Source organism: Arthrobacter sp. R4-81, from assembly GCF_054792365.1.
The window spans coordinates 4,159,832-4,185,519 of record NZ_CP096445.1 but is presented as its reverse complement, the minus strand read 5'-3'; the positions used below and the strand labels follow the sequence as shown (position 1 = coordinate 4,185,519).

The following is a 25,688-nucleotide window of genomic DNA, read 5'->3' as shown; positions in this document are numbered from 1 at the left end:
ACAGTGCGGGTATCGGCGTTGGGCGCGGCGCTGCTGGTCCTTAACCCGCCCCGGGCGGAGAATGAGAGTAAGCAGTCGGGTTCTGAACCCGTGTTCATAGGGGAGCTCAATGGGCCTTCCAAGTGGGAAGCCGCAGGCCGGGGATCCGGGGGAAACGCCGCCACGTGACCTGGTGATCGATCTTGCCCGCTTCTTCTGCCTGGTACTGGTAGTGGTAAGCCACACCATGATGGTTAGCCCGGTCCTTCATCCCGATGGCACGGTGACCTCCGAAAACACCTTGGGAAACCAGGACTGGTTCGAACCCGTCATCTGGATCTTTATGGTCATGCCGCTCTTTTTCGTGGCCGGTGGCATCACCGGGCTCCAGTCCTGGCGCCGGCTGCGTAACCGCGGCGGAACGGGCCTCGAATTCGCCCAGGCCCGGTTGTTGCGTCTCATCCGCCCCGCGGCGGCCCTGCTGGCGGTGATGTTCACGGGCCTCTGGACCGCCCTGCTGCTCGGAGTGCATCCACAGGTGATCCAGCTTCTTACCACGGGGGCGGGCATGCCGCTGTGGTTTCTGGCTGCCTACCTCGCCACGCAGTTGACCATCCCCGTCCTGGCCAGGCTGCATGAGCGCTCAGCGTGGCTCACGCTCGGCGGCCTCGCGGCACTGGTGGTGACCGTCGATTGCTTCCGCGGCGTCCTGCCACTCCTGGCCTACGCCAACATGGTTTTCCTCTGGTGCGCAGTGCAGCAATTGGGGTTCGTCATTGCTGACGGTCATGTCAGCAAGCTGAGCCGTTCAATGCTGGTGGCCGTCATTGGCCTGAGCAACCTTCTCCTTGCCGTTCTGGCCGGGTTGGGCCTTTACTCGGGGAACATGCTGGTGAACCTGAACCCGCCGAACCTGACCCTGTTGCTGCTGGGAATTTCTCAGGCCGCGACTCTTGAACTCTTCCGGCCCGGGCTCAATTCGGTGGCTTCCGCAGCTTGGGTGCACAAGGTCCTGGCTGTTGCCGGCCGGCGGTCCATGACCGTCTACCTGTGGCACCTGCCCGTTCTTGCCGCTATGTCGGGCTTGTGGCTCCTGACGGATTTCCCCAAACCGGCGGGCGGAACGGCTGAGTGGTGGTGGTCCCGTTCAGTGGTGCTCTTGGGGTTGATCACGTTGCTGCTTCCGGTACTGGCGGTTTTTGGGCGGCTGGAGGATCGTCCGACGGCGCCCTTCCACGCCCGTCGTCGGCCCGCCGCGGCGGTGTTGACCGCCGTCGTCGTCGTCTTCATCCCGGTGACTGATGCTGCGTTCAACGGCCTCAATTTGGGACTTCTTGGTGGGGGAGCGGCATGTTTTACCCTCGCCGCGCTCCTACTTGGCCGGGTTCCCGCCCGGGTGCCGGAAGCGAAGGGGACCGGCCGCTCGGAACCGGCATTGCCACCGCCGCCATTTAGTGCCAATGTCGAACCATGACGGAGAACATGGTATCCACCGAGGACACGTTCAGCCCGGACGTTTCAACCCTTCGCAACGACGCCCTGCACCGCTATGAGCTGCGGGTGGGCGGCAAACTCGCGGTTCAGACCCGCTTCATCGACCGCCCCGGTCACATCGACTTCATCCAGACTGAAACAGCCGAGGAGTTCAAAGGAAAAGGTCACTCCAAGGTACTGGCTCACTTCGCCCTGGACGACGTCCTGGCTTCCGGAAAACGGATCATTCCACACGACCCCTTCATCGCCGGCTACCTACGGAAACACGAAGCCTACGAACTTTTCATCGACTGGCCCGAGACACCGGCTGGCACCGGGTAATCCGTTCTTTGCCTAGGGTGTGAAATGCGTTGACGGCGCGGAGGCTGCAACGCTCTTCACCAGGTCCTCGGCAACCAGACGAAGCTTCTTGTTCCGCCCGCTCGATGCCTTTGCCAGGATTCTCAGCGCCTCCTCCTGAGTGCAGCGGTTCTGCGCCATGATGATTCCTGCGGCGAGGTCGATGGCTGTCCGCGACTCCATTGCCGCCCGCAGATCATCGGCCAGCTGCTGCCGCGTTCCGATTCGCACAGCGAGTCTCAGCGATTTTTCGGCGTGACGGGCAAAGGTTTCGGCGAGGCCGATGGCCGTGGCGTCGAAGGCATCGGGCACAGGCGCAAAAACATTGAGAGCGGCAGCGGCGCCCTCATCCAGCCCCAAGGGGACTCCGAGCACGCTGAACTGTCCAATTGCTGAGATGGTGGATCCGTATTCGGGCCAGCGCATGTCAGTTCGTGTGTCCCGTACGAGCACCGTGGTCCCGGTATTCATCGCGTGAAGGCAGGGGCCTTCGCCGAAATTATGCTGGATCTCGTCGCAGGCGCGGGAAGCCTCGCTGCTCCAGCCCGCAGTGGCGGTCCGGTGCCGCCTTTGCAGGGTGATGGCGCAAGTGACGTCCAGACCAATCGACTCGGAGAGGGAGGCAGCCGACAATTCACACAGTTCCGCGAGGAAGCTGCTCACGTCAGGGCTGTCAATGACAAGGTCCTGAAGACGTTCAGCCACTGAGGTATCAACCGCCATGTCGTCCATTAGCCAATTCTAGTTCCACTGGATGAAATGCACCGTAAGAATCAGGCCCTGACTTGTGACCCACAATACAAGCCTCATAGGGTGTAAGGGAGTTATGCAGTTGGCTCTTGGATGTTCTCTTGAAGTATCAGGTGGAGAAACCCGTGAACCACAAACTGCGTGTCACCGTTCGCGTTGATATTGACCCCGGACACGTAACCCTCGTCTCTACAGGTTGCCTTACACGGTTAAACTATCCGGTCCTGTTGCACATCATGCGTCGCGCCCAACAGCTTGCCAGCCGCTCTTCCATCCAGGTGGATCTGACCCAGGCCTCCCATCTCGATCTCGAAGTACTGGAGTACCTTCGGCACATGGAGGGCAGGGAAACAGAACTGAACCACAGCAGCGACGGGGATGACACCCCGTCCGCTCCCCATCCATTCCAGCTGACGCTGATCGAGCCCATAGAGCTGCCGGTCTGCCTTGTCCACGCAGGCATGGCCGGGGAGCGGATGGCCGGACTCGACGGCGAAATTTTTCCCGGGCTTGGCAGTGACAACATGTTGTCGCTTAATGAAGCCGCCTTCGGTGCGGTTTCCGGAAGCTCCCATGTAGGTCATGCAAAGCCTGCCTCGGAGGGCGGAGCAGACCTCTCCTTCTACCTCGAGGGCACTCTCGAACCCGCGTCGACGGTGGCCGCCATGTCTGACGAAAGCCTGGCGGAGCTGGCCGACACCCTGTACCGGCACCTGGACACCCGCAAGCCACTCTTCGGCGCCCATACTTGGTATGACTTTGCTGCCGACGAGTTGCAGCGGCGGCATGCAGAGGGCTCGGACGCCCCGCCGCAAGACGAGCTCGCCATGGGCTAGAGCAGTACGGGCTCGGCCGGGCCTGTTCGCTCTCCCTATTTTGGTGCAGAGTTCGAGTTCTCCTAGGCGAAGCAGGACGCCGGCAACAAGTGGACGCTGTTGTGCAAGAGGAGCGCCACCCAGGACACCGCAGGAAGCTAACGCGGACTTGCTGTCAGGGCAGGCCGTCCTGCTGCGTATGCCTCGAGGAGCTGCGACAGCGCGGCCAGCACGTCATCAGGGGTGCCACTGGCATCGAGTTTAAGAAAGTCCTGGTATTCCGGGAGCGAACGATAGGCCGCATCAAGGCCGCTCAGCTCCTCGAGCGATTCCGTGTCAGTGCCGCGCGCCAGGACTCTCCCGAGTGCCTGCTCCGGATCAACAACCAGGTGGACCACCATGTCCGGTTTCGGAAGCCTGCGTAGGAGGCAGGGCAGGAAGCGGCCGCGGGGAAGCCCTTTTGCCTGGCGTAGCGCCAGCTGGCAATACAGATGCCGGTCCATGACCACCAGGCCGGGCTGGTTCTGTGCACGTGCATGGGAAACCAGCACATTGAAGGTGCGGATAATGGTTTCAACAGCGTCAGCCAGGCGTGCATGGAAGCGGAGCCCAAATCTGGCTGCGAGCAGTGACATCCGGCGCCGGCCAGCATAATTGCTCAGCAGCAGCAGCGCTCCTCGATCCCGAGCCAGGGCTTGGGCGGCGGTGGTCTTTCCTGAGCCGTCAATTCCTGTCAGCACAATCAGCAAGCGGTTTCCCTCCGTCACGAGTCATTAACCCTAACTTCCCGGCCGGCCCGAGTGGGTGTGATGTCGCAGGTCTCACACTCACTCTGCTGGCACCTGCCGTGGCCGAAGCGGAATTCTGCCCTGATTTCTCCCGGCATAAAAGTCAATGACGGCTAAAGTACCCGCATTCCATTGTGTGAAATGAATTACATCACATGAGTTTGACGTAAAGGGGAACCTAAGTAAGGCTTACCTTGCCCTGCCACCCAACAATGCGATCAAAGGAAGACCACTGTGACGTTGCCGTCCCCTCTGGATGAAATGCCTGCCGACGTTCCGGCCAAGCCCGCTCAGGACTTTGGTTCCCGCGTCGAGTTGGCGCTTTCAGCCACAAATCAGCTCTTCAACGCCCGCAATTCGCCCCGGTATGTGGCCCAGGTCCTGCAGGGAGTCAACGCGGTCGCCACCAAACTGGACCGCACCACGCGGCCATTCACGGGCGTCCAGCCCGGCGAGTTGAAGCTTAGGGTGGACGGGGTGAACCTGGAACAGCCTCTCCCGGATACCGCTGCTGCCCTTGAGGAGTTGGAAGCGCTTTACCTGAGGGATGCGATCTACTTCCACGACGCCAAATACGCCGCACACCTGAATTGCCCCGTCGTGATTCCGGCGCTGGTCGGTGAAGCTGTTCTGTCCGCGGTGAATTCCTCCATGGATACCTGGGACCAAAGCGCAGGGGCCACCATGATTGAACGCCGCCTCATCGACTGGGCTGCTGAACGATTGCAGCTGGGACCTGCAGCGGATGGAATCTTCACCTCCGGAGGCAGCCAGTCCAACTTCCAGGCGCTTCTGATCGCCCGCAACCATGCAGCAGCCGAGCTTCGTCGGAACGCCGAGGGCGACGGAACCACAGCCCCACGCCTTCCCGCTTTGCTCGACAAGATGCGGATTTTCACTTCGGCGGACAGCCACTTCAGCATCCGGAAGTCAGCTTCGATGCTGGGCCTCGGGTACGACGCCGTCGTGTCCGTTCCGTGCGATTCCGAACACCGCATGGATCCCACGGCTTTGGCCTCGGCTTTGGCGGAAGCGCACGACGCCGGACTGGTCCCCATGGCTGTTGTGGCCACTGCGGGGACAACTGATTTTGGCGCTGTTGACCCCTTGGCCGAACTCGCCGCGCTGGCCCGCGCCTACGGAGCCTGGTTCCACATTGACGCAGCCTACGGTGGCGGACTGATGGTGTCGGGCGCCTACCGCCAGCTTCTGGATGGAACAGGCCTCGCCGATTCGGTCACCGTTGACTTCCACAAAACGTTCTTTCAGCCGGTAAGTTCAAGTGCTCTCCTGCTTCGTGAGGCGTCCATGCTGGGCCACGTGACCTACTACGCCGATTACCTCAACCCGGAAAGCGCCGCACGCGCCGAAATTCCCAACCAGGTTGATAAGAGCATCCAGACCACGCGACGGTTCGATGCCCTCAAGCTGTGGCTCACCCTCCGGATCATGGGAGCGGACGCTGTCGGTGCGCTCTTTGACGAGGCGATAGACCTTGCTGCCCGGGTGGGGGAGGTGCTGGCGGAGGATCCCGATTTTGAACTGGCGGCCAAACCCCAACTCAGCACTCTTGTATTCCGCTACCGGCCGCTCCTCGCCGATGGTTCGCGCCTCCAGGAAGATACGGCTGACGTCCTCAACCCGGCCATCCGTTCAGCTGTGTTCGCATCGGGCAAGGCCGTGGTGGCCGGTACAACGGTGGCCGGCAGTCACTACCTGAAGTTCACTCTTCTCAACGCAGAGGCCACCCTTGAGGACATCGTGGAAATCATCAACCTGCTACGGACCACCGGTGAAAGCCTGCTGCCCGAGGTGCCCGCTGCCAACACAGATGCATCGACGGTAGGGGTGCGCGCATGAACACGTCAGCCTCCGTAGTCATGAACCACAGCAATCCAACAGGACGCGTCTACGATTTTGCGGGGATCGGCGTCGGGCCCTTCAACTTGGGGCTGGCCGCGCTGAGCGAGCCTGTCGCCGGGCTAAACGGGGTGTTCCTCGAGCGCCGGGAATCCTTCGACTGGCATCCGGGCATGATGCTCGAACCCGCCCACCTGCAGGTGCCGTTCATGGCCGACCTCGTGACGCTGGCCGATCCGACGTCGCAGTTTTCCTTCCTGAACTTCCTGAAGCAGACCGGGCGTCTCTACCGCTTCTATATCCGGGAAAACTTCTACCCGCTGCGCGCGGAGTACAACCAGTACTGCCAATGGGTTGCCGGGCAGCTCGAGGCTGTACGGTTCGGCACTGATGTCCGGGAGATCACGTACGACGACGGCGTGTACACACTGTCGCTGAACGGTCCCCAAGGGCCCGAGGTGCTCCGGGCACGGCGGCTGGTGCTGGGGACTGGCACGTCACCTTATGTGCCGGAGTCGTGTGCAGGGGTGATTGATGCCGGCGGACTTGTCCTCCACAACGCGGACTACCTGTTGAGGAAGAGTGAGCTGCAGTCCAAGGCCAGCATCACCATTGTGGGCAGCGGGCAGAGTGCGGCAGAGGTCTACTACGAGCTGCTGCAGGAGATCGACGTCTATGGGTACCAGCTCAACTGGGTCACTCGGTCCGGCCGATTCTTCCCGCTCGAATACACCAAGCTCACACTGGAAATGACGTCGCCGGAGTATGTGGATTACTTCCACGAGCTTCCGGAGGAGCAGCGGGACGGGCTGATCAAGAGCCAGAAGAACCTCTACAAGGGCATCAACTCCGAGCTCATCGACGCCATCTACGATCTCCTCTACACCAAGAGCCTGTCCGGGCTGGTGGACACACAGCTGCTGACTCATTCCGCGCTCACCGCGGCATCATGGGACACCTCCGCCGCATCGCACACTCTGCAGTTGCGGCACGAGGAGCAGGGCCGGGACTACACGCTGGAGACCGAGGCCGTGGTTCTCGCCACCGGCTACAGCTACCACGAGCCAGGGTTCCTTGCCGGCATCCAGGACCGGATCGAACGCGACTCCCGCGGCCGGTTCGCGGTGGACCGCAACTACAGCACCGGCGTCGAACCCGCCGAAATCTTTGTCCAGAACGCGGAGCTGCACACACATGGCTTTGTGACCCCTGACCTCGGCATGGCCGCGTACCGCAACTCCTGCATTTTGCGGGAGATGACCGGCACTGAGGTGTACCCGGTGGAGCGGAGCATCGCGTTCCAGCAGTTCGGTGCCCCTGGACAGGACATGTCAGGGCAGGGAGCCGCAGCTGAGCAGGCGGCAGGTTCGCGTGCAGCGGGTCTGCCGGATGCATTGGCGGTCCGGGGATGAGTTTCACTTTCCGTTGCCTCGATGCTGTCCACGACGCTCCATTGCTTCACAGCTGGGTCACCAAGCCCTATGCCTCATTCTGGGGAATGCTGGCAGCCACCCTCGACGACGTTGCGGAGGAATACTCCAGAATCCAGTCGAGCGGCCATCACCATGCGCTGCTGGGGCTCGACGGCGATGAGCCCGCCTTCCTTATGGAGGAATACCAGCCGGAAGCATCACCCCTTGCAGCCGTATACGCAGTGCAACCCGGTGACATCGGCATGCACCTTCTGGTGGCACCGCCCCCGGGTCAGCCACAATCCGGCTACACCACTGCTGTCATGACGGCGGTATTGGAGCACCTGTTCCAGAAGCCCGGCATTGAGCGCGTGGTTGTTGAGCCGGATGCGGGAAACACCAAGATCCATGCACTTAATGAGCGGCTGGGCTTCCAACCAGCAGGTGTCGTGGACCTTCCGGATAAGCAGGCGCTGCTGAGCTTCTGCACCCGCGCGGACTTCCACGCCGCGCGAGACCTCATCGAACACGACCTCCAGGGAGCCACCTTATGAGCACCATTGAACTCGAATCCGTACTGGCGGCAGGACATTCGGCCGCTCACCTTAAACCGGAACTGTGGGCAAAGGCCAACCGTCACCTGGTCCGCAAAGCGCTCGCCGAATTTTCGCATGAAAGAATCCTGTCCCCGGAGAAGGTCGCTCCTGCCATTGGTGCGGACGTCAAGGGAGCGGGGACGGCGCACTCCTACCGTCTCGTCAGCGACGACGGCCTTGCTGAGTACAGGTTTACGGCACGGCGACTGGAACTGGAGCACTGGTCCATTGACGGCACCACCATCGCCTGCACACGGAATGGCACTGAAGCAACCGTTGATGCCCTGACTTTCATCACCGAATTCCGGGAGACACTGGGTATCCGGGAAGAGATGCTGCCGGTGTATCTGGAGGAAATCAGCAGCACGCTCGCCAGCCATGCCTTCAAGCAATGGATCGGGCAGCCTTCCTCGGCCGAGCTTGCTGTTGGGGTCACGGGCGGAGCAAATCCGAGCATCGACTTCCAAACCATTGAGCGGAGCATGACCGAGGGGCACCCCTGCTTCGTGGCCAACAATGGCCGCCTTGGATTCGGCATTGCGGATTTCCGTGCATTTGCGCCGGAAGCCGGAGCGCCCGTTCAGCTCGACTGGATCGCGGTGCACCGAACCAAAGCGGTCTTCACGTCCAGCGAAGGGTTGGACTACCGCGAGCACCTCGAGGCGGAACTGGGCAGCGATGCCGCATTTTTCGACGCCGAACTTCGAAGCCAGGGCCTCGAACCGTCCAGCTACTTTCTGATGCCGGTGCACCCTTGGCAGTGGGAAAACAAACTGACCGTGACCTTCGCTGCCGAAATAGCGCAACAGCACATTGTGCATCTCGGAATCGGGGCCGACGCCTATCAGGCCCAGCAGTCCATCAGGACCTTTTTTAACACAACTGAGCCGGAAAAATGCTATGTCAAAACGGCCATCTCCGTGCTGAACATGGGCTTCATGAGGGGTCTCTCGCCGTATTACATGAAAGCGACCCCTGCCATCAATGACTGGTTGCAGGAACTGATCACCGGCGACGAGGCCCTCCAATCGCGGGGGCTGGCCATGATCAGGGAAGTGGCGGCTATGGGCTACCACAATGGCTACTACGAGGCCGCCTCGGCCAAGGGCTCGCCCTACCGAAAGATGCTCTCGGCGCTGTGGAGGGAAAGTCCGCTTCCCTTGCTCAAGGACGGCCAGCAGTTGACCACTATGGCTTCGCTCCTTCACGTGGACAGCTCAGGAAAACCCTTCGTTTCTGCCCTTATCGGGCGATCCGGGCTTGCGCCGTCAGACTGGCTGCGCCGCTACTTCGAGGCCTATCTCATCCCGCTGGTGCACTGCCTCTTCCGCTACGAGCTGGCATTCATGCCGCACGGCGAAAACGTCATCCTGGTGCTTGAGGACGGGGTTCCGGTCCGCGCCATTATGAAGGACATAGCTGAGGAGATTGTGGTGATGGGGGAGAGGATGGAACTGCCGGAGGAGGTAAGTCGGGTCAAGGCTGACATCCCCGACGGCGAGAAGGTCCTGGCAATCTTCACCGACGTGTTCGACTGCATCTTCAGGTTCCTCAGCGCTCTCCTGGAGGAAGATTCCGTGATGAGCCAGGAGACGTTCTGGCGCACCGCAGCCGAGGCCATCCGCGACTATCAGGCGGAGCATCCCGAACTCGCGGACCAGTTCTCCAAGCATGACCTCTTTGCGGATGACTTTCAGTTCTCCTGTCTGAACCGCCTCCAGCTGCGGAACAACCAGCAGATGCTGGACATCTCTGATCCGTCAGGCGGACTCCAGATGGCGGGGAGCCTGAAGAATCCACTGGCCGTCTTCGCAGGCTAATATGCCGCATCCTCCCAGGACCGAGCCGGGCTGTTCAGGACCAGTGGTCCTTGGCCCGGTTCGGTCCCTGCCGCAAGTTAAGCCACCCGGTTAGTCTGAGACCATGGGCATGCCAACAGGAACAACAGCATTGATCACCGGCGCCACTGCTGGCCTGGGCGCGGAGTTTGCCCGCCAGTTGGCCGAACAAGGACATCACCTCGTACTGGTGGCACGGGACAGGGAACGGCTGGATGCTTCCGCTGGGGAGCTGGAGAACCTGTACAGCATCTCGACAGAGGTGATCGTGGCAGATCTTACGGACGACGGCGGGGTGGCGGCCGTCGTCGAACGCCTGTCCGACGACGAGCATCCGGTGGAGATCCTGGTCAACAACGCAGGGTTCGGGCTGCTCAAGTCATTCGAAGAGAATGACATCGAGGAGGAGAAGAGGCACCTGAAACTGCTGGTGGAGACGCCGATGGTGCTTAGCCATGCTGCTTTGAAAGCAATGCTGAAACGCGGCTCCGGAAAGATCATCAACGTGGCCAGCGTGGCCGCGTTCCTTCCCCGGGGAACCTACTCTGCGGCCAAGGGCTGGCTGGTTGCCTTCAGCCGCTGGGCCAACCTCGCCTACTCCCCCCAGGGCGTCACCGTGACGGCCGTATGCCCTGGTTTGACGCACACTGAGTTCCACGACCGGATGGACATGGACAAGTCAGTGGCCCCGCGGTGGATGTGGCTGCACCCCGACCGGGTAGTCCGTGAGGCTCTGACCGCGAGCGAGCACGGCAAGGCTGTTTGGATTCCCTCCAAGAGGTACCGGTTCATGATGGCAGCGGCGCAAGTACTGCCGGCACGGCTGACGACGGGACCCCCTCGCAGGGCAAGATAGAGCCCCGGTGGACCGCGATATGCAGTTCTTCCGAAAACCCCTATACTGACGTCTGCCGCAATAAGCGGGGGGAGCGGTTATGCCGCCTTGATTGAAAGGCGGCAGCGTGCACAGCAACGCGTCGCGACGCTTACTTGCGTCAATTTTATGTGGATGTTTAGCCTTAGTTGGCTTGGCGGGAGCGGGAATTCCCGCCGCCGCGGATGGTTGGGACCGCTATCTTGAGGGAACGGTCTCCGCTCCGCCCGGCACGCGGATGGACCTACTCCGTGTTGCCCTGTCGGACTTTGACTCGCCCGGAGCGTGGGCCGAAGTCCCCCTTGACGCCAGTGGACGCTTTCGACTTCCCTATGACTTCCAACTCGGATATACCGCCCTCCGGGTTTTGCCCGGTGAAACCGGGCTGGCGGACACCTGGTTCGGGAACGCTCCGCGGCTGCGGGATGCGACCAGAATTTCGCTTCAGACACGGGACTACAGGGGCTTGAACATCACCATGGCCCCGGGCGCTACGATATCCGGTTCTGTATCGGTTCCAGCCGGCTTCGACGCCTCAAAACTGGCCGTTGTGGCCGAAAGTAAGCACATCACCCCGAATGACAGAGCCGATACTGAAGTGAAGAAATCCGTGCCGCTCTCCCTTGACGGCACTTTCCAGATCGATGGTTTGGCCGCAAACGACTATAAAGTCCGCGTGGAACCCGGTGAATCAGGATTGTTGACCACGTGGTACGGCGGGGCAACAGAAGATGCTGCCGCCACCCCGGTGAGCCTGGCTGAAGGTGAGACCAGGAACGGACTGGGCATTGGCTTGCAGAAGCCTGCATCTGTCAGCGGGAAGGTGGGTTTTCCCAACGGTGTTGCTCCTGGTCCCGGAAGCGTCTTCGCCTCTTCAGCCCTGGGCACTACCGTCTCCACCGCCACCTTCGATGCCAGCGGCGAATTTACGCTGCGTCAGCTGCCACCGGGTCCGCTGACACTCGGGTTCAATTCCCTGGACCCTGCCCTTGCCAGCACCACCTGGCACCCTGGTACTTTCGAGCGGGCAACTGCGGAAACGCTCGTCCTGAATGAGGGGGAAGAGCGCACGGGGGTGGCCGTCACCATGCTGGGGGCAGGCTCGATCAGCGGCCACGTTACCGGGGGAACGGGCCGAATGGTGGTTCAAGCAGTTGACTCTCTGGGAAAGCCGCTCCGGCAGTCCCTTGTCGATACTGCTGGGAACTACGCAATCACGAGAATTGCGCCGGGCACCTACAAAATCCGATTCACAGATCTGAATCCGAGCTGGGAGCGCCAGGTCGCACCACAGTTTTACCCCGGAGTGCCCTCCAGGCAGGCCGGCACCGGGGTTGTCGTGACTGCCGGCGCCGCTACTGGGGGCATCGACTTCCAAGCGACACCGGGTACGTCCATTTCCGGAATCGTGCTGGGTGAAACCGGCCAACCAGTGCCCAACGCCGTTGTCCGAGCCATTCCCGTGGACGGCGGGCAAGAAAGACATTTGGAGACTGACTCTTCCGGGCGGTTTCAGCTGCTAGGACTCCCAGATGCGGATTTCATCCTGAAGACTTACGCCCATCCGGCATACATCCGCGGTGTCCGATGGAGAGTCATCTACTCAGGAAACGTGACGGAACGCAGCAAAGCCCAGGTAATTACAATCGGTGGTGGGCAGGCCATCGACGTCGGAGCATTGTCCTTTGAGACGACGGGCAGGGATCCTTCGGAAGCCGCAGGAAAGTTCCACGCCGTGACGCCAACGCGCGTGCTCGATACCCGCGTGACCCCTGGACCGCTAAATGACCGTGGAACGCAGGTAGTGGAGATTGGAGGTCGGTACGGCATCCCAGCTGACGCAACTGCCGTGGCCGTGAACGTGACGGTCACCGAACCACAATCGCAGGGCCACGCCTCCGCCACTGCCTTCGGCGCCAGCGTCTGGGACACCTCCACCGTCAACTACGATCACCAGGAGACGGTGCCCAACTATTCGGTAGTCCCCATGGTTGACGGAAAGATCGTCATCGGAATCAACTCTGGTTCCAGCGGCAAGGCCCATCTGATCGCTGATGTCGCCGGGTACTTCACCGGGGGTGGCTCGGCAGCGCTGCCGGGCACTTATTCCCCGCTCACACCGTTCCGGGCTGTGGATTCGCGCAATTCGGGCGGTGTGGCCGGAGGTCAGACCCTCAACGTTCAGGTCGCAGGATCTGGTGGGGTTCCCGCCGGTGCAGCCGCCGTCGTCGTCAATATCACCGCGGCCCGCTTAAGTGGGGACACCTGGCTGAATTACGGGCATCTCACGGCTTTCGCCAGCGGAACCACCCGACCCGGCACCTCGAATGTGAATTACGACAGCTACAACGGCGATGTTCCCAATATGGCCGTGGTCCCGGTGGGGGCCGATGGCAAAATCAGCATTGCCAACAGCTCACCTGGGAAGGCCGGCGTTATTGTAGACGTCATGGGGTACTTCCTCCCCGGAGCCAGCACCGCTGAAGGAAGTTACCAACCACTGGTGCCCACACGGTTGAAGGACACGCGTCTGGAACCCGGGCCAGTGCATGCCTGGAGGGATGTGAGCATTCCAATCGGCGGTACGAGAGGCATTCCGGCGGGGGCCAAGGCGGCAATGGTAAACCTCACCGTTACCGAACCTTCGGCAGCGGGCCATCTCACTGCCTACCCGTCCCGTACTGCGCTGCCGGGGGTCTCCAACGTGAACTTTACAAAGGGTCTGACGGTGGCCAACTTCGCCATCGTCCCCATCGGGGCGGACGGAAGGATCACCGTGCGCAACTCATCGACCGGGCCGATTCACCTGGTGGTGGACGTGTTTGGCTACGTCAGATAGCTGAATCCATCAGTGCTCCCTACAACCTCCGTGCGCTCCGGTTAACGCTGCAGGCCCGCTTTGCGTGCTTCCCCCAAGTGGGAGCACGCAAAGCGGGCCTAACAGTTTTTGATCAGACGCCTTTTGATCAGACGCCGACCGGGACCTTCTCCGGCTCCTGCTCTGATGCCGGAGGATCGAACGGCATGTCATCCAGGTCGATCAGCGGGTTCTCGTCCTGAGTGGCAACCAGTTCCCTGGCTTCAGCCGCCGTGTCCACGCTGGGCATAGACCCGGGCAGGGGACGCTGAGCGGACTCCTTCAGGAAGTAAATTGCTACCGCACCGATGGCCGAGGTGGCCATCAGATAGTACGCCGGCATCATGTCGTCGCCGGTGCCCTTGATGAGTGCTGCGACGATGAAGGGCGTGGTCCCACCGAAAATGGCCACAGCGAAGTTGTACGCGATTCCCATGGCTCCATATCGGCTGGCGGTGGGGAACTGCGCCGGGAGAGCTGAGGCGAGGTTGGCCACGTAGAACGCCACCGGGAAAGCGATCAGGGACAGGCCAGCGAGTGTCGACCAAGTTTCTCCGATTCCGATCAGCAGAAACGCCGGGGTAGCCAGGACTACTGTGCTGAGGGCGCCGATCCACAGAACCGGACGGCGTCCAATGCGGTCGGACAGCTTCCCCGTCAGCGGAATGCACAGGCTCATGATCACCAGGACCGGAATGGTCAGCAACGTCCCGTGGACCGGGTCATAGCCCTTGGACTCCGTGAGGTAAGTGGGCATGTAGGAGGTCAGTGCATAACCGGCGGTGTTTGCGGCGGCAACCAGGATCATGGCAATTATGAGCGAGCGCCAGTAGGCCTTGATGATGCCTACAGGACCCTTGGCAGCGTCAACATCACCTGCTGCGGCATCCTTGCCCAAGGCTTCCTGGGCATCAAGGGTGGCCTGGAACTGGGGAGATTCCTCGATCTTGTTCCGGAAGTAAATGGCGATGAGACCCAACGGACCGGCCACCAGGAACGGTATCCTCCAGCCCCATTCCTCCATGGTGGATTGACCAAGAGTCAGTTGCAGGACCGAAACCAGCGCGGCGCCCATGGCAAAGCCCAGGTAGCTGCCCAGGTCAAGGAAGCTCGCGAAGAATCCGCGGCGCTTGTCGGGAGCATATTCGCTGACAAAGGTGGTGGCTCCGGCATATTCACCGCCTGTGGAGAAGCCCTGTACAAGCTTCAGCAGCACCAGGAGCGCTGCCGCCCAGATACCTATCTGCGCATAGCCGGGCAGGAGACCGACGGCGAAAGTACTCGCCGCCATCAGCATCAGGGTTGCTGCCAGCACCTTCTGGCGGCCAATCTTGTCGCCAAGCCATCCGAAGACAACTCCGCCAAGCGGGCGGGCGATGAAGGTTGCTGCAAAGGTTCCGAGAAGGAACAGCGTCTGCACTTCGGCGTCGGCCTCTGGCAGGAAGACAGGTCCCATCGTGGTGATCAGATAGCCGAACACTCCGACGTCGAACCATTCCATGGTGTTTCCAACGATGGTGCCGCCGAGTGCTTTTTTGAGCATCGGCTGGTTCACTACGTTGACGTCGGACTCCTTGAGTCGTCGACGCGGTATCAGCTTTTTCCTTACACCTGTTGGTGCAATGTTGTTGGTTCCGCTGGCGCTTGTAGCGCCTGCTGAAGAGTCGGTCATGCTTCGGTCTGTGGGCATTTGGGCAACTCCCGTGGAGGTCATTTGCTTGCGACTTGTAGCTGCCCCGCTCCGGGCAGGCCTTCAATTTTACGCGATGTCTATGGCTTTTCCGATTCTGGTGCCGTAAGCTCATTTCTTTAAGCGTCCGTCAGACGCAAATATCAGACATATTTGTGGCCGGTCTTGCCGGGTGCTGGCGCGGATTTTTCGTATTTGCGCGTTAGCCATCCAAAATTTTTGGGGATGACCGTCAAACACGGCCTCAATTGGTCATTTTTGATGGGCCCAGCGGAACGTAAGGGCGACGAGAGCGTCCCGAATTAGTCCCGGTTGCGGGGTTCACAAGTTGTCTGATTATTGTTTATGGTTGAGCCATGGGAACACTGATTTTTGAGTAGCCAGGCCGGTCGCCCTCCATCGAAGGTATCGATGGTCCGATCGCCACGTAACCACCAAAAAGTCTGCGCTTGAAGAGACCATTCCTTCGCGTTGTTCCCATTCTTGATGCTCTGTCATCGACGATTCTCCCTAGGGGCTTTTTCTGCCGTGGGGTATCCGGGTCCACGCGGTACCAAGGGGCTTCGGTCTGCCGAGGGCGCCTGGAAGGAGACAAACCATGAGCAAGCAAAAGGATTCCGGCAAGGATCAGGACCGCTCCAAGGGCATCAAGTCCAAGCTGACAGAGGCCCAGAAGGAGATGCTGGCCAGTAAATCGCGGGGCGGAACAACGTCCCAAAGCGTCGGCCACAACCACAAACCCACGCACACGAGCGGGAAACAGGGGCCCGCCGAGAAGAAAGTCCGCTGGTAGGTATAGCAATCCTGGTAGCAAGAGCTACAGCATCTAAGCAGTTCCGGCACATCTGACGCTGGATGTGCATTTCATTTCATCGTGGAAGGAGGAGCAATGGCTGAACAGCAGGCTGAACAAGAAATCAAAGCCGACATCGCGGAGCACCTGGTGGCCTCTATGAATGAGATACCGCTTCCCGAGCGGACGCCACTCGGGCTGGCCAAGATCCCCGGCGAAGGACCGCAGTGGCCGGCAGGGAATGGCAAGCGCCGCCACGCCAAAGAGAGAGGCAACGGCCCTGGACGTATGGGTCAGGGGGCGGCCGTGACTGCGATCCATAGGACCAGCAGGCCCCAAATGCCTCACTCTTCCTAGAGTCGGCGGGACACGGAAATAACCTGAGGACGCGCAAACGGTCTGCCGACACGCAAATATCGGTGTCGGCAGGCCGTTTGCGCATCCCGCGACCATTTGCGCGTCCCCAGCGCCTAGCGCCCACCGCCTACACCACAGTCGCCAGCACTAGAAAGCCACCGCCTCCATCACCACGTCCTCGGGTTCCTTGTCCAGCCGCCAGCCACGCCATACCGGGTGCCGCAACTTACCGCTGCTGGTCCATTCGCCATAGGTCACTTCCCCCACCAGCCCGGGCGTGACCCAACGGGCGTCGGAGGCGTCGGCGGCCGGAATGTCGCTGAACGGGGAGGTTTTCCGTGAAATGGTCTCCAGCCGTTCCCGCAGTTCCTCCAGTTCTTGAGTGCTGAACCCGCTTCCGACCCGGCCCACGTACCGCAGCGAGGAGCCCTCAGGGATACCAAGGAGCAATGAACCGATCGAATTCCTGCGCGACCCGTTTCCCGGCCGCCAGCCACCCACCACTACTTCCTGGGTGCGCTCCACCTTAAGCTTGAGCCAGGATTTGCTGCGCTGGCCCGTGACATACCGGCTGTCCGATCTCTTGGCCATGACACCTTCCAGGCCCAGTTCCCGGGCGCTCTCCAAAATGTGTCTAACGTCGTCGTCAATGACATCGGAGAGGTACACCGGGCAGTCGGACGGCTGGTAGAACCGATCCAACCGCTCCCGCCGTTCATGCCACGGGCGGCGGCGGAGGTCTTCGCCCTCGTGAACCAGCAGATCGAAGAGCATCAGCCGCACCGGCGTCGCCTTTTGGGCCCTACGGACGTCGGCCGGCTTGGTGAGCTTCATGCGGGACTGCAGCAGCCCGAAGTCAGGTCTTCCTGAAAGTCCGACGGCGATGATCTCGCCGTCCGCCACGAAGTCACCTGGCGGCCAACATTCCCGGACAACGAGCTCCGGGTAGCTTGCGGTCATGTCATTGCCATTTCGGCTGATGAGTTTGATCCTGCTTTCCTCACCGATAACGAGTGCCCGTACCCCGTCCCATTTGAGCTCAAACCGCCAGTGGCTGTCAGTCACATCAGCGACAGCACCCGCTGTGGCCAGCATCGGGCTGAGACTGTCGACGTCGGGTGGGGGATCGGCCTTGGGTCCGGGGGCAGGACGATCGGCGGGCGCGGGATCGGTGCCCGGCTCAACGGCGTCGTCAGGGAAGGACCTGCGGGGGTGGTGCGACTTGCGGCCGGGGTGCATTAGGTGGATCAGCCACTGCCCCTGGTTGTCCTTGCCTTTTCCGGTGTTGATGAGGGCGAACTTCCGCGTGCCGCCCAAATTGCCACCCTCTGACCCGGTGAGGGTGACAATGACCTCCTTGCCGGCGATCCATTTCTCGCATTCGTACGTGCCGCGATCCCAGATGGTGACAGAGCCGGCCCCGTACTGCCCTTTAGGTATGGTCCCCTCGAAGGTGGCGTAATCCATCGGATGGTCCTCGGTCTGGACCGCCAGATGATTTTTGTCGCTCGAGGTGGGCACGCCCTTCGGCAAGGCCCAGGAAACCAGCACACCGTCGCGCTCCAGGCGGAAATCGAAATGCAGCCGGCTGGCGTGGTGCTCCTGGATCACGAAGATCTCCTGTGGCGTTCCACCGTGGTCCGCGGAAGCCCGGTGCTGGTCGGCGGCAAAGGGCTCGGGGGTTTCGCCGGGGTCCCTCATTGAGCGGTACTTTTCGAGCCGGGGATCGGCGGTCCCGCCGTCGCGTTCGCCCCGTTCGCCTTCGGTCATACGTTCGGCGATATCTGCGGAACTTTCGACGGCGGCGAAGGTTCCGTGAGAGCTGCTTATGTGCGGGTGGCCGGCTATATCGGAAATCGGAGCAAAGGGATCCTTGCCGTCCTTCACCCGCCGTACGACCTCCTCATAGTCAAGCTGGCGTAACGATGGTGAGGTGAGCTCCCGCCATGTCCGCGGCGCTGCGACAGTGGGGTGCAGCCGGCCGCGGAGGGAGTAGGGCACGATCGTGGTCTTGGCAGCGTTGTTTTGGCTCCAGTCCACCAGGACCTTACCGGTGCGCAGCGTCTTTTTCATGTCGCTGACGGCAAGCTCAGGATGGTCGGCTTCCAAAGCTCGCGCCAGTTCCCTTGCAAACGCTGAGATTTGTTCGGAACTCTGAGTGCCGTCAAGTCCTGCATACAGGTGGATACCCTTACTGCCGCTGGTCACGGGTACGGGATCCAGTCCAACGTCCTTGAGGATCACGCGGGCGAGCTTGGCAACTTCGACACACTCAGCAAGGCCCGCACCTTCGCCGGGGTCCAGGTCCAGCACCATGCGGTCCGGCGGCAGGGGATCCCCGTGGGAGTCAATCCGCCACTGCGGCACGTGGATCTCCAAGGACGCTATTTGGGCCAGCCAGGTCAGGGTGGCGGGATCGTTGACCAACGGGTACTGGATGGTGCGCTCCTTGTGTGTGATGGAGGCACGGGGTATCCAGCCGGGAGCTGACTCCTCCAGGTTCTTCTGGAAAAACACCTCCCCGGGCTCCTCAGCCGTTCCTACTCCGTGGACCCACCGCTTCCGGGTGACCGGCCTGTTTTTCCCGGCAGGGATAAGGACGTGGGCCACCGCTGCGTAGTAGGCCAGGACGTCCGCCTTGGTGGTGCCAGTCTCCGGGTACAGCACTTTGTCCAGGTTGGTGACCACCAATTCGCGCCCCCCGACGCGGACACGTTCCCTGCTACCGGCCATAGGGCTTCACCTCCGCCCCAGTCTGATGTTCACTTGATCCATGAGAGCCATCTGGAAAGGCGCCATCGCGTTTGGACTGGTGAACGTCCCGGTCAAGGTTTACAGCGCCACTGAGGACCATGACATCAGTTTGCACCAAGTTCACAATGCCGACGGCGGACGGATCCGCTACCAGCGTCGCTGTGAGGTGTGTAGCGAGGTCATTGACTATGCGGACATCGAAAAGGCCTACGAAGAGGGCGGCCGCACAGTGATTCTCACGCGCGACGAGATGAAAGCCATTCCGGCAGAAAACAGCCATGAGATTGAAGTGGTGGAGTTTGTGCCGTCCGAGCAGATGGACCCCATCATGTTCGAGAAGAGTTACTACCTGGAGCCTGACTCGAAGTCTCCAAAGGCGTACATGCTTCTGCGTAGGGCACTCGAGGACACAGATAGGGTTGCCATCGTCCAGTTTGCACTCCGTGATAAGACCCGCCTCGGTATACTGCGCATCCGGGACGATGTACTGATGCTCCAGTCCCTGCTGTGGCCGGATGAGGTGCGTGAAGCGAAGTTCCCGTCGCTGGATACCAGCATCAAGATTTCTTCCCAGGAACGGGAAATGTCCGCCGCCCTTGTGGAGTCCATGGCAGGTGACTTTGAGCCGGAGCGCTTCACTGACGAGTACCAGGAGCAATTGCGCCAGCTCATTGAGGCCAAGCTTGAGCAGGGCGAATCGCTCGATACCGAGGAGACGTTTGGAGTCAGTGCCGATGACGCGGGCAAGGGCGAAGTCATCGACCTGATGGAGGCCCTCAAGCGGAGCCTGGACAAGAAGCGCGGAGGCGGGGATGAGAAACCTGCCGCTGCCCCCAGCAAGTCCGCAGCGGCAAAGTCCACAGCGAGTAAGTCGAGTGAGACAAAAGCGACGGCAACCAAGTCGACCGCCACCAGGTCCAGCGCTACGAAGTCGACTGCCACCAAGTCGACTGCTGCAAAGTCGACGGCGACCAAGTCCACTCCTGCGACCAAGTCCACCGCCAGGAAGGCGCCCGCCAAGAAGCAGGAAGCCGAAACCGCCACGGAAACCAAGAGCAGGCGAAAGGGCGCCTGAGAGCGGGATCCGCTGACGGCACTCCCGCTCGCGGCAGTTCATCGCCGCGATCAGGAGTTTCTGAGCGCTGAAATGAGCTCGCTTTTCTTCTTGCTTGAGTAGCCTGTCAGGCCGATCTCCTTGGCCTTGGCTTTCAGCTGCGCAACGGTCCAATCGTCGTAGTCACCGGCCTTGCCCCCTTTTTTCCCCACGGAGGAGCGGCCCTTTTTGGCGGCCGCGTTGGAGATCCGGGCTGCCTTTTGCTTGGAGGCGCCGTCGTCCCGAAGCTTTTCGTAGAGCTTGGGATCCTTGACGCTCGGATTCTTCTTCTCAGGCATGGCTATCTCGGATCTACTGGCTCGTCGTCGTCAATAATGGGATCAGTGCCCGCCGGACGCTCCGGCGAGGGAACCGCAGAGGGGATAACAGCCGGAGTGCTTGACGGAATGCCGGAAGCAGCTGTTTCAAAGGGCGGATCATCAACTTCCCCTTGCTCCACTGTGGACCGCCAAGCCCCAGTTTCTATGCCCCTTGACTCAATGAATTCCTTGAAGCGTTTGAGATCGGCGTTCACCTGGCGGCTGTCTACCCCAAGGGCAGAACCCGCCTTCTCGGCCAGGCCTTCGGGTTCCCAGTACACTTCCACGTTGACCCGGGTCCTTTGATCTTCCAAGGGTTCAAAAGTGACGGTGCCGGAATTGCGCGGCTTGTCCGTGCTGACCCAAGTAATACGCCGATCCGGCAGCTGCTCCGAGATCTTGGCATTGTATTCACGCTTCACACCGGCGATGTCGGTTCGGAAGCGAAGTGAGGTCTCATCGAGCTGCTCTACGGATTCGACACCGCTCATAAACTTCGGGAACGTTTCGAACTGGGTCCACTGGTTGTAGGCGGTGGTTACGGGTACTTCCACCTCGATGCTTTCATGCAAAGTTGCCATGGTGTTTTCCTCCCTAGGTTTTCCACGCTAGTTGGGCTCCCAGGCAAAAACAAGCAATTTTAGTAAGGAAGCTTATCGATTTGAGCCACACTGAGTAGAGCAAAAAACCGTGACCGACCCCCCGCTGCAGCCTTTCCTGGAGGGAAAAAGTCTGCTTTGCGGGGAGCCGGCCACGGTTTTAGAAGCTGGTTCTTCCGGTGCTGCTACTCGGCGTCGTGATCCGTTTCCAGGATCCGGACCAGCTGGTCCAGGGCAGCGTCTGCGCCGTCACCGTCAGCGCGCAGGACCACAACGTCCCCGTGGGATGCTCCCAGGCTCATGAGCGACAGGATGCTGGCTGCGTCCATGGCTTCGTCTACGGGCTCGCCTTCACGGGCGATAGTGATGTCGAGATCGAACTCCCCGGCTGCCTCGGCGAAGATAGCGGCGGGACGGGCGTGCAGGCCGACACGGCTGGCGACGGTTGCGGTACGTTCTGGCATTTCTGCTCCTTGCATTGCTGTACGCGGATTTCTGTTAGTGAAGGTTTTCAGACGGATCAGACAGTTACGGGAACCTTCTCCACCGTATCAACGGGTTCGCGGACGGCCCAGCGCTTGAGCGCCAGAACTGCGAAGGCGCTGACGACGGTTCCGGCAATGATCGCGACGACGAACATCGCCAGGTTGCCGATGGCGAAGAAAACGAAGATGCCGCCGTGAGGGGCCTGTGAGGTGACCCCTGTTGCCATGGTGAGTGCGCCTGTGACGGCACCACCGACCATGCTCGCAGGGATGACACGCAGGGGATCGGCCGCAGCGAAGGGGATGGCGCCTTCGGAGATGAAGGACGCGCCCAGCAGCCAGGCGGCCTTGCCGTTTTCGCGTTCGGCCAGGCTGAAGCGCTTCTTATCCAGCACGGTGGCCAGGGCCATCGCCAGGGGAGGGACCATGCCGGCAGCCATGACAGTTGCCATGATCTGCCAAGGAGCCTGGTTGGTGGCGCTTCCGGCGCTGAGTCCTGCAACTGCAAAGGCGTAGGCAACCTTGTTGACCGGTCCACCGAGGTCGAAGCACATCATGAGGCCCAGAATGATGCCCAAGATCACTGCGGACGCGCCGCTCATACCGGACAACCAGGCGTTCAAGGCATCCGTGAGGTTCTTGATGGGGCCGCCAAGAACGAGGAACATCAGTCCGGAGGCAACAATCGACGCGAGCAACGGAATGATGACAACCGGCATCAGTCCGCGCAGCCAGCGCGGCACCGCCCATGAACCGATGACGTGCGCGACGTAGCCAGCCAGGAGACCACCAACGATACCTCCGAGGAAGCCGGCACCCATGAACCCGGCTACCGCACCTGCAACGAAGCCGGGCGCGATACCGGGCCGGTCAGCGATGGCGTAGGCAATGTAACCAGCGAGCGCGGGAACCAGGAAGCCCATAGACAAGGCGCCGATCTTGAAAGCAACTGTCCCAAGGTAAAGGGCGAGGTTTCCGTCGGGAAGGTTGAAGAGTGTGCTGCTGGCCAGGATGTCATTGGCCTTCGTGCCCAGCGCGATGTCGAAACCGGCAAGCAGGAAGCCCAGAGCAATAAGCAGACCGCCACCGGCCACGAACGGGATCATGTAGCTGACACCCGTGAGGAGAGCCTTCTTCAGCTTTTGGCCGATGTGCTCGCCCTTTTCCATCTCGGCGTTTTGGGCCTGCTCCTCGGCACCAAAGTGCGGAACACGGCGTGCGTTGGGGTTGTCTGCCGCCGCGAGTGCCTCCTGGACCATCTTGCCCGGCTCGTCGATGCCGCGCTTGACGGGAGCGTTGATGACAGGCTTCCCGGCGAACCGCTCCTTGCCGCGCACGTCAACATCGACGGCGAAGATTACTGCGTCGGCGGCCGCGATGACTGCGGGGTCCAGCGGCTTGGCACCTGAAGAACCCTGCGTTTCCACCTGCAGGTCCACGCCGACTTCCTTGGCCGCAGCCACAAGGGAATCCGCGGCCATGTAGGTGTGGGCGATGCCGGTGGGGCACGCCGTCACAGCCACAAGGCGCTTAACGCCGTTCCCGGAGGCCGGGGCTTCTGCCGTGACAGGAGCAAACCCGGCGGATTCGCTGGTTGTTCCGGCAGTAGCGCCGGCAGCTGTGGCGCCGGTTGCTGTAGCGGCCGCGTGTGCTGCAGGCTTGTCGGCTACAGCTCCCTCAACCAGCTCGACGATTTCCGCTTCAGTGGATGCCGCGCGGAGTGCACCGGTGAAGTCCTTTTTGATGAGGGACCGGGCGAGCTTGGAAAGGAGCTTCAGGTGCTCCTGGTCCGCTCCGTCCGGTGCCGCAATGAAGAAGATGAGGTCGGCGGGGCCGTCCTTCGCGCCGAAGTCCACAGGCTGGGAGAGCCGGGCCATGGCCAGCGTGGGAACAACAACGGCACCGGAGCGGCAGTGCGGAATGGCGATGCCACCCGGCACACCGGTTGCTGTCTTCTGTTCGCGGGCAAAGGCGTCCGCAAAGAGTCCTTGAACCTCAGTGGCGCGTCCGGTCGCAGCAACTTTGCTGGCGAGGTGCCGGATCACATCCTCGGGCGAATTGCCCAGATCCTGGTCAAGAATGACCAATTCGGTGGTGATGAGCTGAGTCATGTCAGTCCTTCCGGAGGGCCGTGATGGTTACGGCATCGGGGGTGGTTTGGTGGACTGCCGGAACTGTCGAGCCCGGCAGGGAAGCGGCGGCGGCACCGTGTGCCACAGCCTGACGGAGGCAATCGGCCGGGGCCGCGCCTTGGCTGGAAGCGAGCAGATAACCTGCGAGCGAGGAATCGCCGGCGCCTACGGTACTGACGGCCTTGACCGGCGCATGAGTAGCCAGCCACGCGCCGTCGGGCGTTACAAGAACCGCGCCCTTGGAGCCCAAGGTGGCAAGAACAGCACCCACCCCGGAGCGGACGACGGCGGCAGCCGCGTTTGCTGCTGCCAGCGGATCCGCTTCAAGTTCCTCGGCAGAAACTACCGTCGTGAAGCCGGCGGCTGCGGCCAGTTCCGCAAGTTCCTCCGCATTGGGTTTGAGAAGGTCCGGCTTACCGGAGATGCCGCCGTTTTCATCCCCCGATATGGCAGCGCTCAGTGGTTCACCAGAGGAGTCGACGGCGATGCGGGGGGCATCATGACCGTTACTCATGGAACGGAGCCGCCGGGTAACGGTGGCATAGAAGTCGGCGGGGACCCCGGGTGGGAGTGAGCCAGCCAGAACGACCCAGCTGGCGCCGTGAGAGCGTTCCAGCAGCAGCCCGATCAGGGCCTCCTGCTGTTCGGCGTTCAGCGCAGGGCCGGGTTCGTTGATTTTGGTCGTCACACCGCCTGGTTCGGTCAGTGCCACGTTGGTCCTCAACGGCTCGCCGATGGCAAGCGCGGCAAAAGGAACACCGCCATCCCGCAGCCCTGCCAGCACGGGATCCCCATCGCCGCCTGGAAGTATGGCGATGGTTTCGAGTCCAGAAGAAACCAACGCACGGGAGACATTTACGCCTTTCCCGCCGGACTCCTGGCTTACTGAAACTGCTCGTTGGACTTCGCCGCGTTCCAAGGGTGATGGCAGCGCCACGGTGCGGTCCAGGCTGGGATTGGCTGTAAGGGTGACAATCATGCGATCACCACCTCTACGCCGGCTTCGGCCAGGGCCGCTGCCAGTTCCGGGCTGGGTTCACTGTTTGTAATCAAGGTATCCAGATCTTTCAACGAAGCGAACTGGACCAGGGTCTCTGCATCCAGCTTGGACGAATCGGCCAACACAACGATGCGGCGGGCCGATTGGACGAAGGCAGCCTTGGCGGCGGCTTCTTCAGGATCGGGAGTGCTCAGCCCGAAGGCTGCGTGTATTCCATTGGTGCCGATGAAGGCGATGTCGGGACGAATTCGTTGCGCCGCCTCCACTGTTGACTGGCCCACTGCGGCCTGGGTCAGTCCGCGGACGCGGCCTCCCAGGATCTGGAGGGCAATTCCGGGTTCTCCGGCAAGCTTTCCCGCGATGGGAATCGCGTTGGTGATAACCACCAGTTCGTTGCCGTCCGCCACGGCCGGGGCCGAAGACGGATCAGACATCCGAAGAGCGAGAAGATCCGCCAGCGCTTCCGTGGTGGAGCCGGCGTCCATCAGGATGCTTCCCGACGGGCCTTCCGGAACGAAGGCCAAAGCAGCCTCCGCGATCCTGAGTTTTTCCGGTTGCTTCTGCACCGTACGAACCAGGATGCTTTCCTCGGTGGTGCTGAATCGATCGGCGGCAACTGCTCCGCCGTGGACGCGACGCAGGCTTCCAACCGATTCAAGGGCCGCAAGGTCCCTGCGGACGGTTTCGGTGGTGATGCTGAACCGCTCCGCCAAATCAGTGACGCTGGCCCGGCCGCTCTCAGCGACAAGCCCTGCGATCAACTGCTGGCGCTCTTCAGCAAACACTTACCCTCCATTGCGTACAGGTCGATTACTGCGGGAAGCTGAAAGTGTGACTCCCCGGAAGATGGTTCCTTGGTGCCC

The 25,688-nt window shown here is 61.4% G+C and carries 22 protein-coding genes; 12 read left to right on the top strand and 10 right to left on the bottom strand.

Annotation, left to right across the window (positions count from 1 at the left end):
* The first annotated feature begins 109 nt into the window (after positions 1–109).
* Both M1E05_RS19320 and M1E05_RS19315 read left to right on the top strand, forming a co-directional pair.
* The gene (locus tag M1E05_RS19320; RefSeq protein WP_461163923.1) at positions 110–1,453 is read left to right on the top strand and encodes an acyltransferase family protein; all 1,344 of its coding nucleotides are present in this window, start codon (positions 110–112) and stop codon (positions 1,451–1,453) included.
* A complete protein-coding gene (locus M1E05_RS19315) occupies positions 1,450–1,794 on the top strand; it encodes a GNAT family N-acetyltransferase (protein ID WP_309105774.1) in 345 nt (114 codons plus the stop codon). Before M1E05_RS19320 ends, M1E05_RS19315 begins: the two co-directional genes overlap by 4 nt.
* A gap of 12 nt (positions 1,795–1,806) precedes the next feature.
* Here M1E05_RS19315 and M1E05_RS19310 read toward each other — a convergent pair whose 3' ends face one another.
* Entirely contained in the window at positions 1,807–2,544 is a 738-nt protein-coding gene (locus M1E05_RS19310; protein ID WP_458112983.1) for a GAF and ANTAR domain-containing protein, read from the bottom strand.
* A gap of 143 nt (positions 2,545–2,687) precedes the next feature.
* Here M1E05_RS19310 and M1E05_RS19305 point away from each other — a divergent pair, with 143 nt between their 5' ends.
* A complete protein-coding gene (locus tag M1E05_RS19305) occupies positions 2,688–3,398 on the top strand; it encodes a hypothetical protein (RefSeq protein WP_461163922.1) in 711 nt (236 codons plus the stop codon).
* Positions 3,399–3,535: 137 nt separating this feature from the next.
* On the opposite strand, the gene M1E05_RS19300 is transcribed toward M1E05_RS19305, so the two are convergent.
* Positions 3,536–4,126, bottom strand: a complete 591-nt coding sequence (locus M1E05_RS19300; RefSeq protein WP_461165296.1) for a dTMP kinase — start codon at positions 4,124–4,126, stop codon at positions 3,536–3,538.
* A gap of 300 nt (positions 4,127–4,426) precedes the next feature.
* On the opposite strand from M1E05_RS19300, the gene M1E05_RS19295 reads away from it, so the two are divergent.
* From M1E05_RS19295 to M1E05_RS19270, 6 genes are all read left to right on the top strand, one after another.
* Positions 4,427–6,025 carry a pyridoxal phosphate-dependent decarboxylase family protein gene (locus M1E05_RS19295; RefSeq protein WP_461165295.1) on the top strand — a complete coding sequence of 533 codons (1,599 nt, stop codon included), beginning with the start codon at positions 4,427–4,429 and terminating at the stop codon, positions 6,023–6,025.
* The gene (locus M1E05_RS19290) at positions 6,022–7,437 is read left to right on the top strand and encodes a lysine N(6)-hydroxylase/L-ornithine N(5)-oxygenase family protein (RefSeq protein ID WP_461163921.1); all 1,416 of its coding nucleotides are present in this window, start codon (positions 6,022–6,024) and stop codon (positions 7,435–7,437) included. The genes M1E05_RS19295 and M1E05_RS19290 overlap by 4 nt, the downstream gene beginning before the upstream one ends.
* Entirely contained in the window at positions 7,434–7,991 is a 558-nt protein-coding gene (locus M1E05_RS19285) for a GNAT family N-acetyltransferase (RefSeq protein ID WP_461163920.1), read from the top strand. Before M1E05_RS19290 ends, M1E05_RS19285 begins: the two co-directional genes overlap by 4 nt.
* A complete protein-coding gene (locus M1E05_RS19280; RefSeq protein ID WP_461163919.1) occupies positions 7,988–9,853 on the top strand; it encodes an IucA/IucC family protein in 1,866 nt (621 codons plus the stop codon). Before M1E05_RS19285 ends, M1E05_RS19280 begins: the two co-directional genes overlap by 4 nt.
* Before the next feature lie 103 nt (positions 9,854–9,956).
* Complete coding sequence (locus tag M1E05_RS19275) at positions 9,957–10,727, top strand: SDR family NAD(P)-dependent oxidoreductase (RefSeq protein WP_461163918.1); 771 nt, start codon at positions 9,957–9,959, stop codon at positions 10,725–10,727.
* A gap of 172 nt (positions 10,728–10,899) precedes the next feature.
* A complete protein-coding gene (locus M1E05_RS19270; protein ID WP_461163917.1) occupies positions 10,900–13,584 on the top strand; it encodes a carboxypeptidase regulatory-like domain-containing protein in 2,685 nt (894 codons plus the stop codon).
* Positions 13,585–13,711: 127 nt separating this feature from the next.
* On the opposite strand, the gene M1E05_RS19265 is transcribed toward M1E05_RS19270, so the two are convergent.
* Positions 13,712–15,292, bottom strand: a complete 1,581-nt coding sequence (locus M1E05_RS19265) for an MFS transporter (protein WP_461163916.1) — start codon at positions 15,290–15,292, stop codon at positions 13,712–13,714.
* A gap of 598 nt (positions 15,293–15,890) precedes the next feature.
* Here M1E05_RS19265 and M1E05_RS19260 point away from each other — a divergent pair.
* Both M1E05_RS19260 and M1E05_RS19255 read left to right on the top strand, forming a co-directional pair.
* The gene (locus M1E05_RS19260) at positions 15,891–16,085 is read left to right on the top strand and encodes a hypothetical protein (RefSeq protein ID WP_458112990.1); all 195 of its coding nucleotides are present in this window, start codon (positions 15,891–15,893) and stop codon (positions 16,083–16,085) included.
* A 96-nt stretch (positions 16,086–16,181) separates the two neighbouring features.
* Positions 16,182–16,442, top strand: a complete 261-nt coding sequence (locus tag M1E05_RS19255) for a hypothetical protein (RefSeq protein WP_458112991.1) — start codon at positions 16,182–16,184, stop codon at positions 16,440–16,442.
* A 147-nt stretch (positions 16,443–16,589) separates the two neighbouring features.
* On the opposite strand, the gene M1E05_RS19250 is transcribed toward M1E05_RS19255, so the two are convergent.
* Entirely contained in the window at positions 16,590–19,175 is a 2,586-nt protein-coding gene (locus M1E05_RS19250) for an ATP-dependent DNA ligase (protein ID WP_461163915.1), read from the bottom strand.
* A gap of 40 nt (positions 19,176–19,215) precedes the next feature.
* Between M1E05_RS19250 and ku the strand changes: the two genes are divergently transcribed.
* On the top strand, positions 19,216–20,271 hold the full coding sequence (gene ku, locus M1E05_RS19245) for a non-homologous end joining protein Ku (protein WP_461163914.1): 1,056 nt from the start codon (positions 19,216–19,218) through the stop codon (positions 20,269–20,271).
* Between the two features lie 50 nt (positions 20,272–20,321).
* Here the strand turns inward: ku and M1E05_RS19240 are convergent, their stop codons facing one another.
* From M1E05_RS19240 to M1E05_RS19215, 6 genes are all read right to left on the bottom strand, one after another.
* Positions 20,322–20,588: a DUF7218 family protein gene (locus tag M1E05_RS19240; RefSeq protein ID WP_458112994.1), complete on the bottom strand. Its 267-nt coding sequence runs from the start codon at positions 20,586–20,588 to the stop codon at positions 20,322–20,324.
* A 2-nt stretch (positions 20,589–20,590) separates the two neighbouring features.
* Positions 20,591–21,190 carry an SRPBCC family protein gene (locus tag M1E05_RS19235; protein WP_458112995.1) on the bottom strand — a complete coding sequence of 200 codons (600 nt, stop codon included), beginning with the start codon at positions 21,188–21,190 and terminating at the stop codon, positions 20,591–20,593.
* 203 nt (positions 21,191–21,393) lie between these two features.
* Positions 21,394–21,672, bottom strand: a complete 279-nt coding sequence (locus M1E05_RS19230) for an HPr family phosphocarrier protein (RefSeq protein WP_458112996.1) — start codon at positions 21,670–21,672, stop codon at positions 21,394–21,396.
* Between the two features lie 56 nt (positions 21,673–21,728).
* Entirely contained in the window at positions 21,729–23,804 is a 2,076-nt protein-coding gene (locus M1E05_RS19225; RefSeq protein WP_458112997.1) for a PTS fructose transporter subunit IIABC, read from the bottom strand.
* Between the two features lies 1 nt (position 23,805).
* The gene (locus M1E05_RS19220; protein WP_461163913.1) at positions 23,806–24,804 is read right to left on the bottom strand and encodes a 1-phosphofructokinase family hexose kinase; all 999 of its coding nucleotides are present in this window, start codon (positions 24,802–24,804) and stop codon (positions 23,806–23,808) included.
* Positions 24,801–25,610: a DeoR/GlpR family DNA-binding transcription regulator gene (locus tag M1E05_RS19215; protein ID WP_458112999.1), complete on the bottom strand. Its 810-nt coding sequence runs from the start codon at positions 25,608–25,610 to the stop codon at positions 24,801–24,803. The genes M1E05_RS19220 and M1E05_RS19215 overlap by 4 nt, the downstream gene beginning before the upstream one ends.
* Positions 25,611–25,688 lie beyond the last annotated feature (78 nt).

Coding starts and splice junctions, on each gene's coding strand:
- M1E05_RS19220 (WP_461163913.1), bottom strand. CDS start 24,804: ATGATTGTCACCCTTACAGCCAATCCCAGCCTGGACCGCACCGTGGCG.
- M1E05_RS19250 (WP_461163915.1), bottom strand. CDS start 19,175: ATGGCCGGTAGCAGGGAACGTGTCCGCGTCGGGGGGCGCGAATTGGTG.
- M1E05_RS19260 (WP_458112990.1), top strand. CDS start 15,891: ATGAGCAAGCAAAAGGATTCCGGCAAGGATCAGGACCGCTCCAAGGGC.
- M1E05_RS19320 (WP_461163923.1), top strand. CDS start 110: ATGGGCCTTCCAAGTGGGAAGCCGCAGGCCGGGGATCCGGGGGAAACG.
- M1E05_RS19255 (WP_458112991.1), top strand. CDS start 16,182: ATGGCTGAACAGCAGGCTGAACAAGAAATCAAAGCCGACATCGCGGAG.
- M1E05_RS19310 (WP_458112983.1), bottom strand. CDS start 2,544: ATGGACGACATGGCGGTTGATACCTCAGTGGCTGAACGTCTTCAGGAC.
- M1E05_RS19265 (WP_461163916.1), bottom strand. CDS start 15,292: ATGCCCACAGACCGAAGCATGACCGACTCTTCAGCAGGCGCTACAAGC.
- M1E05_RS19285 (WP_461163920.1), top strand. CDS start 7,434: ATGAGTTTCACTTTCCGTTGCCTCGATGCTGTCCACGACGCTCCATTG.
- M1E05_RS19230 (WP_458112996.1), bottom strand. CDS start 21,672: ATGCCAGAACGTACCGCAACCGTCGCCAGCCGTGTCGGCCTGCACGCC.
- ku (WP_461163914.1), top strand. CDS start 19,216: ATGAGAGCCATCTGGAAAGGCGCCATCGCGTTTGGACTGGTGAACGTC.
- M1E05_RS19235 (WP_458112995.1), bottom strand. CDS start 21,190: ATGGCAACTTTGCATGAAAGCATCGAGGTGGAAGTACCCGTAACCACC.
- M1E05_RS19290 (WP_461163921.1), top strand. CDS start 6,022: ATGAACACGTCAGCCTCCGTAGTCATGAACCACAGCAATCCAACAGGA.
- M1E05_RS19295 (WP_461165295.1), top strand. CDS start 4,427: ATGCCTGCCGACGTTCCGGCCAAGCCCGCTCAGGACTTTGGTTCCCGC.
- M1E05_RS19280 (WP_461163919.1), top strand. CDS start 7,988: ATGAGCACCATTGAACTCGAATCCGTACTGGCGGCAGGACATTCGGCC.
- M1E05_RS19315 (WP_309105774.1), top strand. CDS start 1,450: ATGACGGAGAACATGGTATCCACCGAGGACACGTTCAGCCCGGACGTT.
- M1E05_RS19275 (WP_461163918.1), top strand. CDS start 9,957: ATGGGCATGCCAACAGGAACAACAGCATTGATCACCGGCGCCACTGCT.
- M1E05_RS19240 (WP_458112994.1), bottom strand. CDS start 20,588: ATGCCTGAGAAGAAGAATCCGAGCGTCAAGGATCCCAAGCTCTACGAA.
- M1E05_RS19225 (WP_458112997.1), bottom strand. CDS start 23,804: ATGACTCAGCTCATCACCACCGAATTGGTCATTCTTGACCAGGATCTG.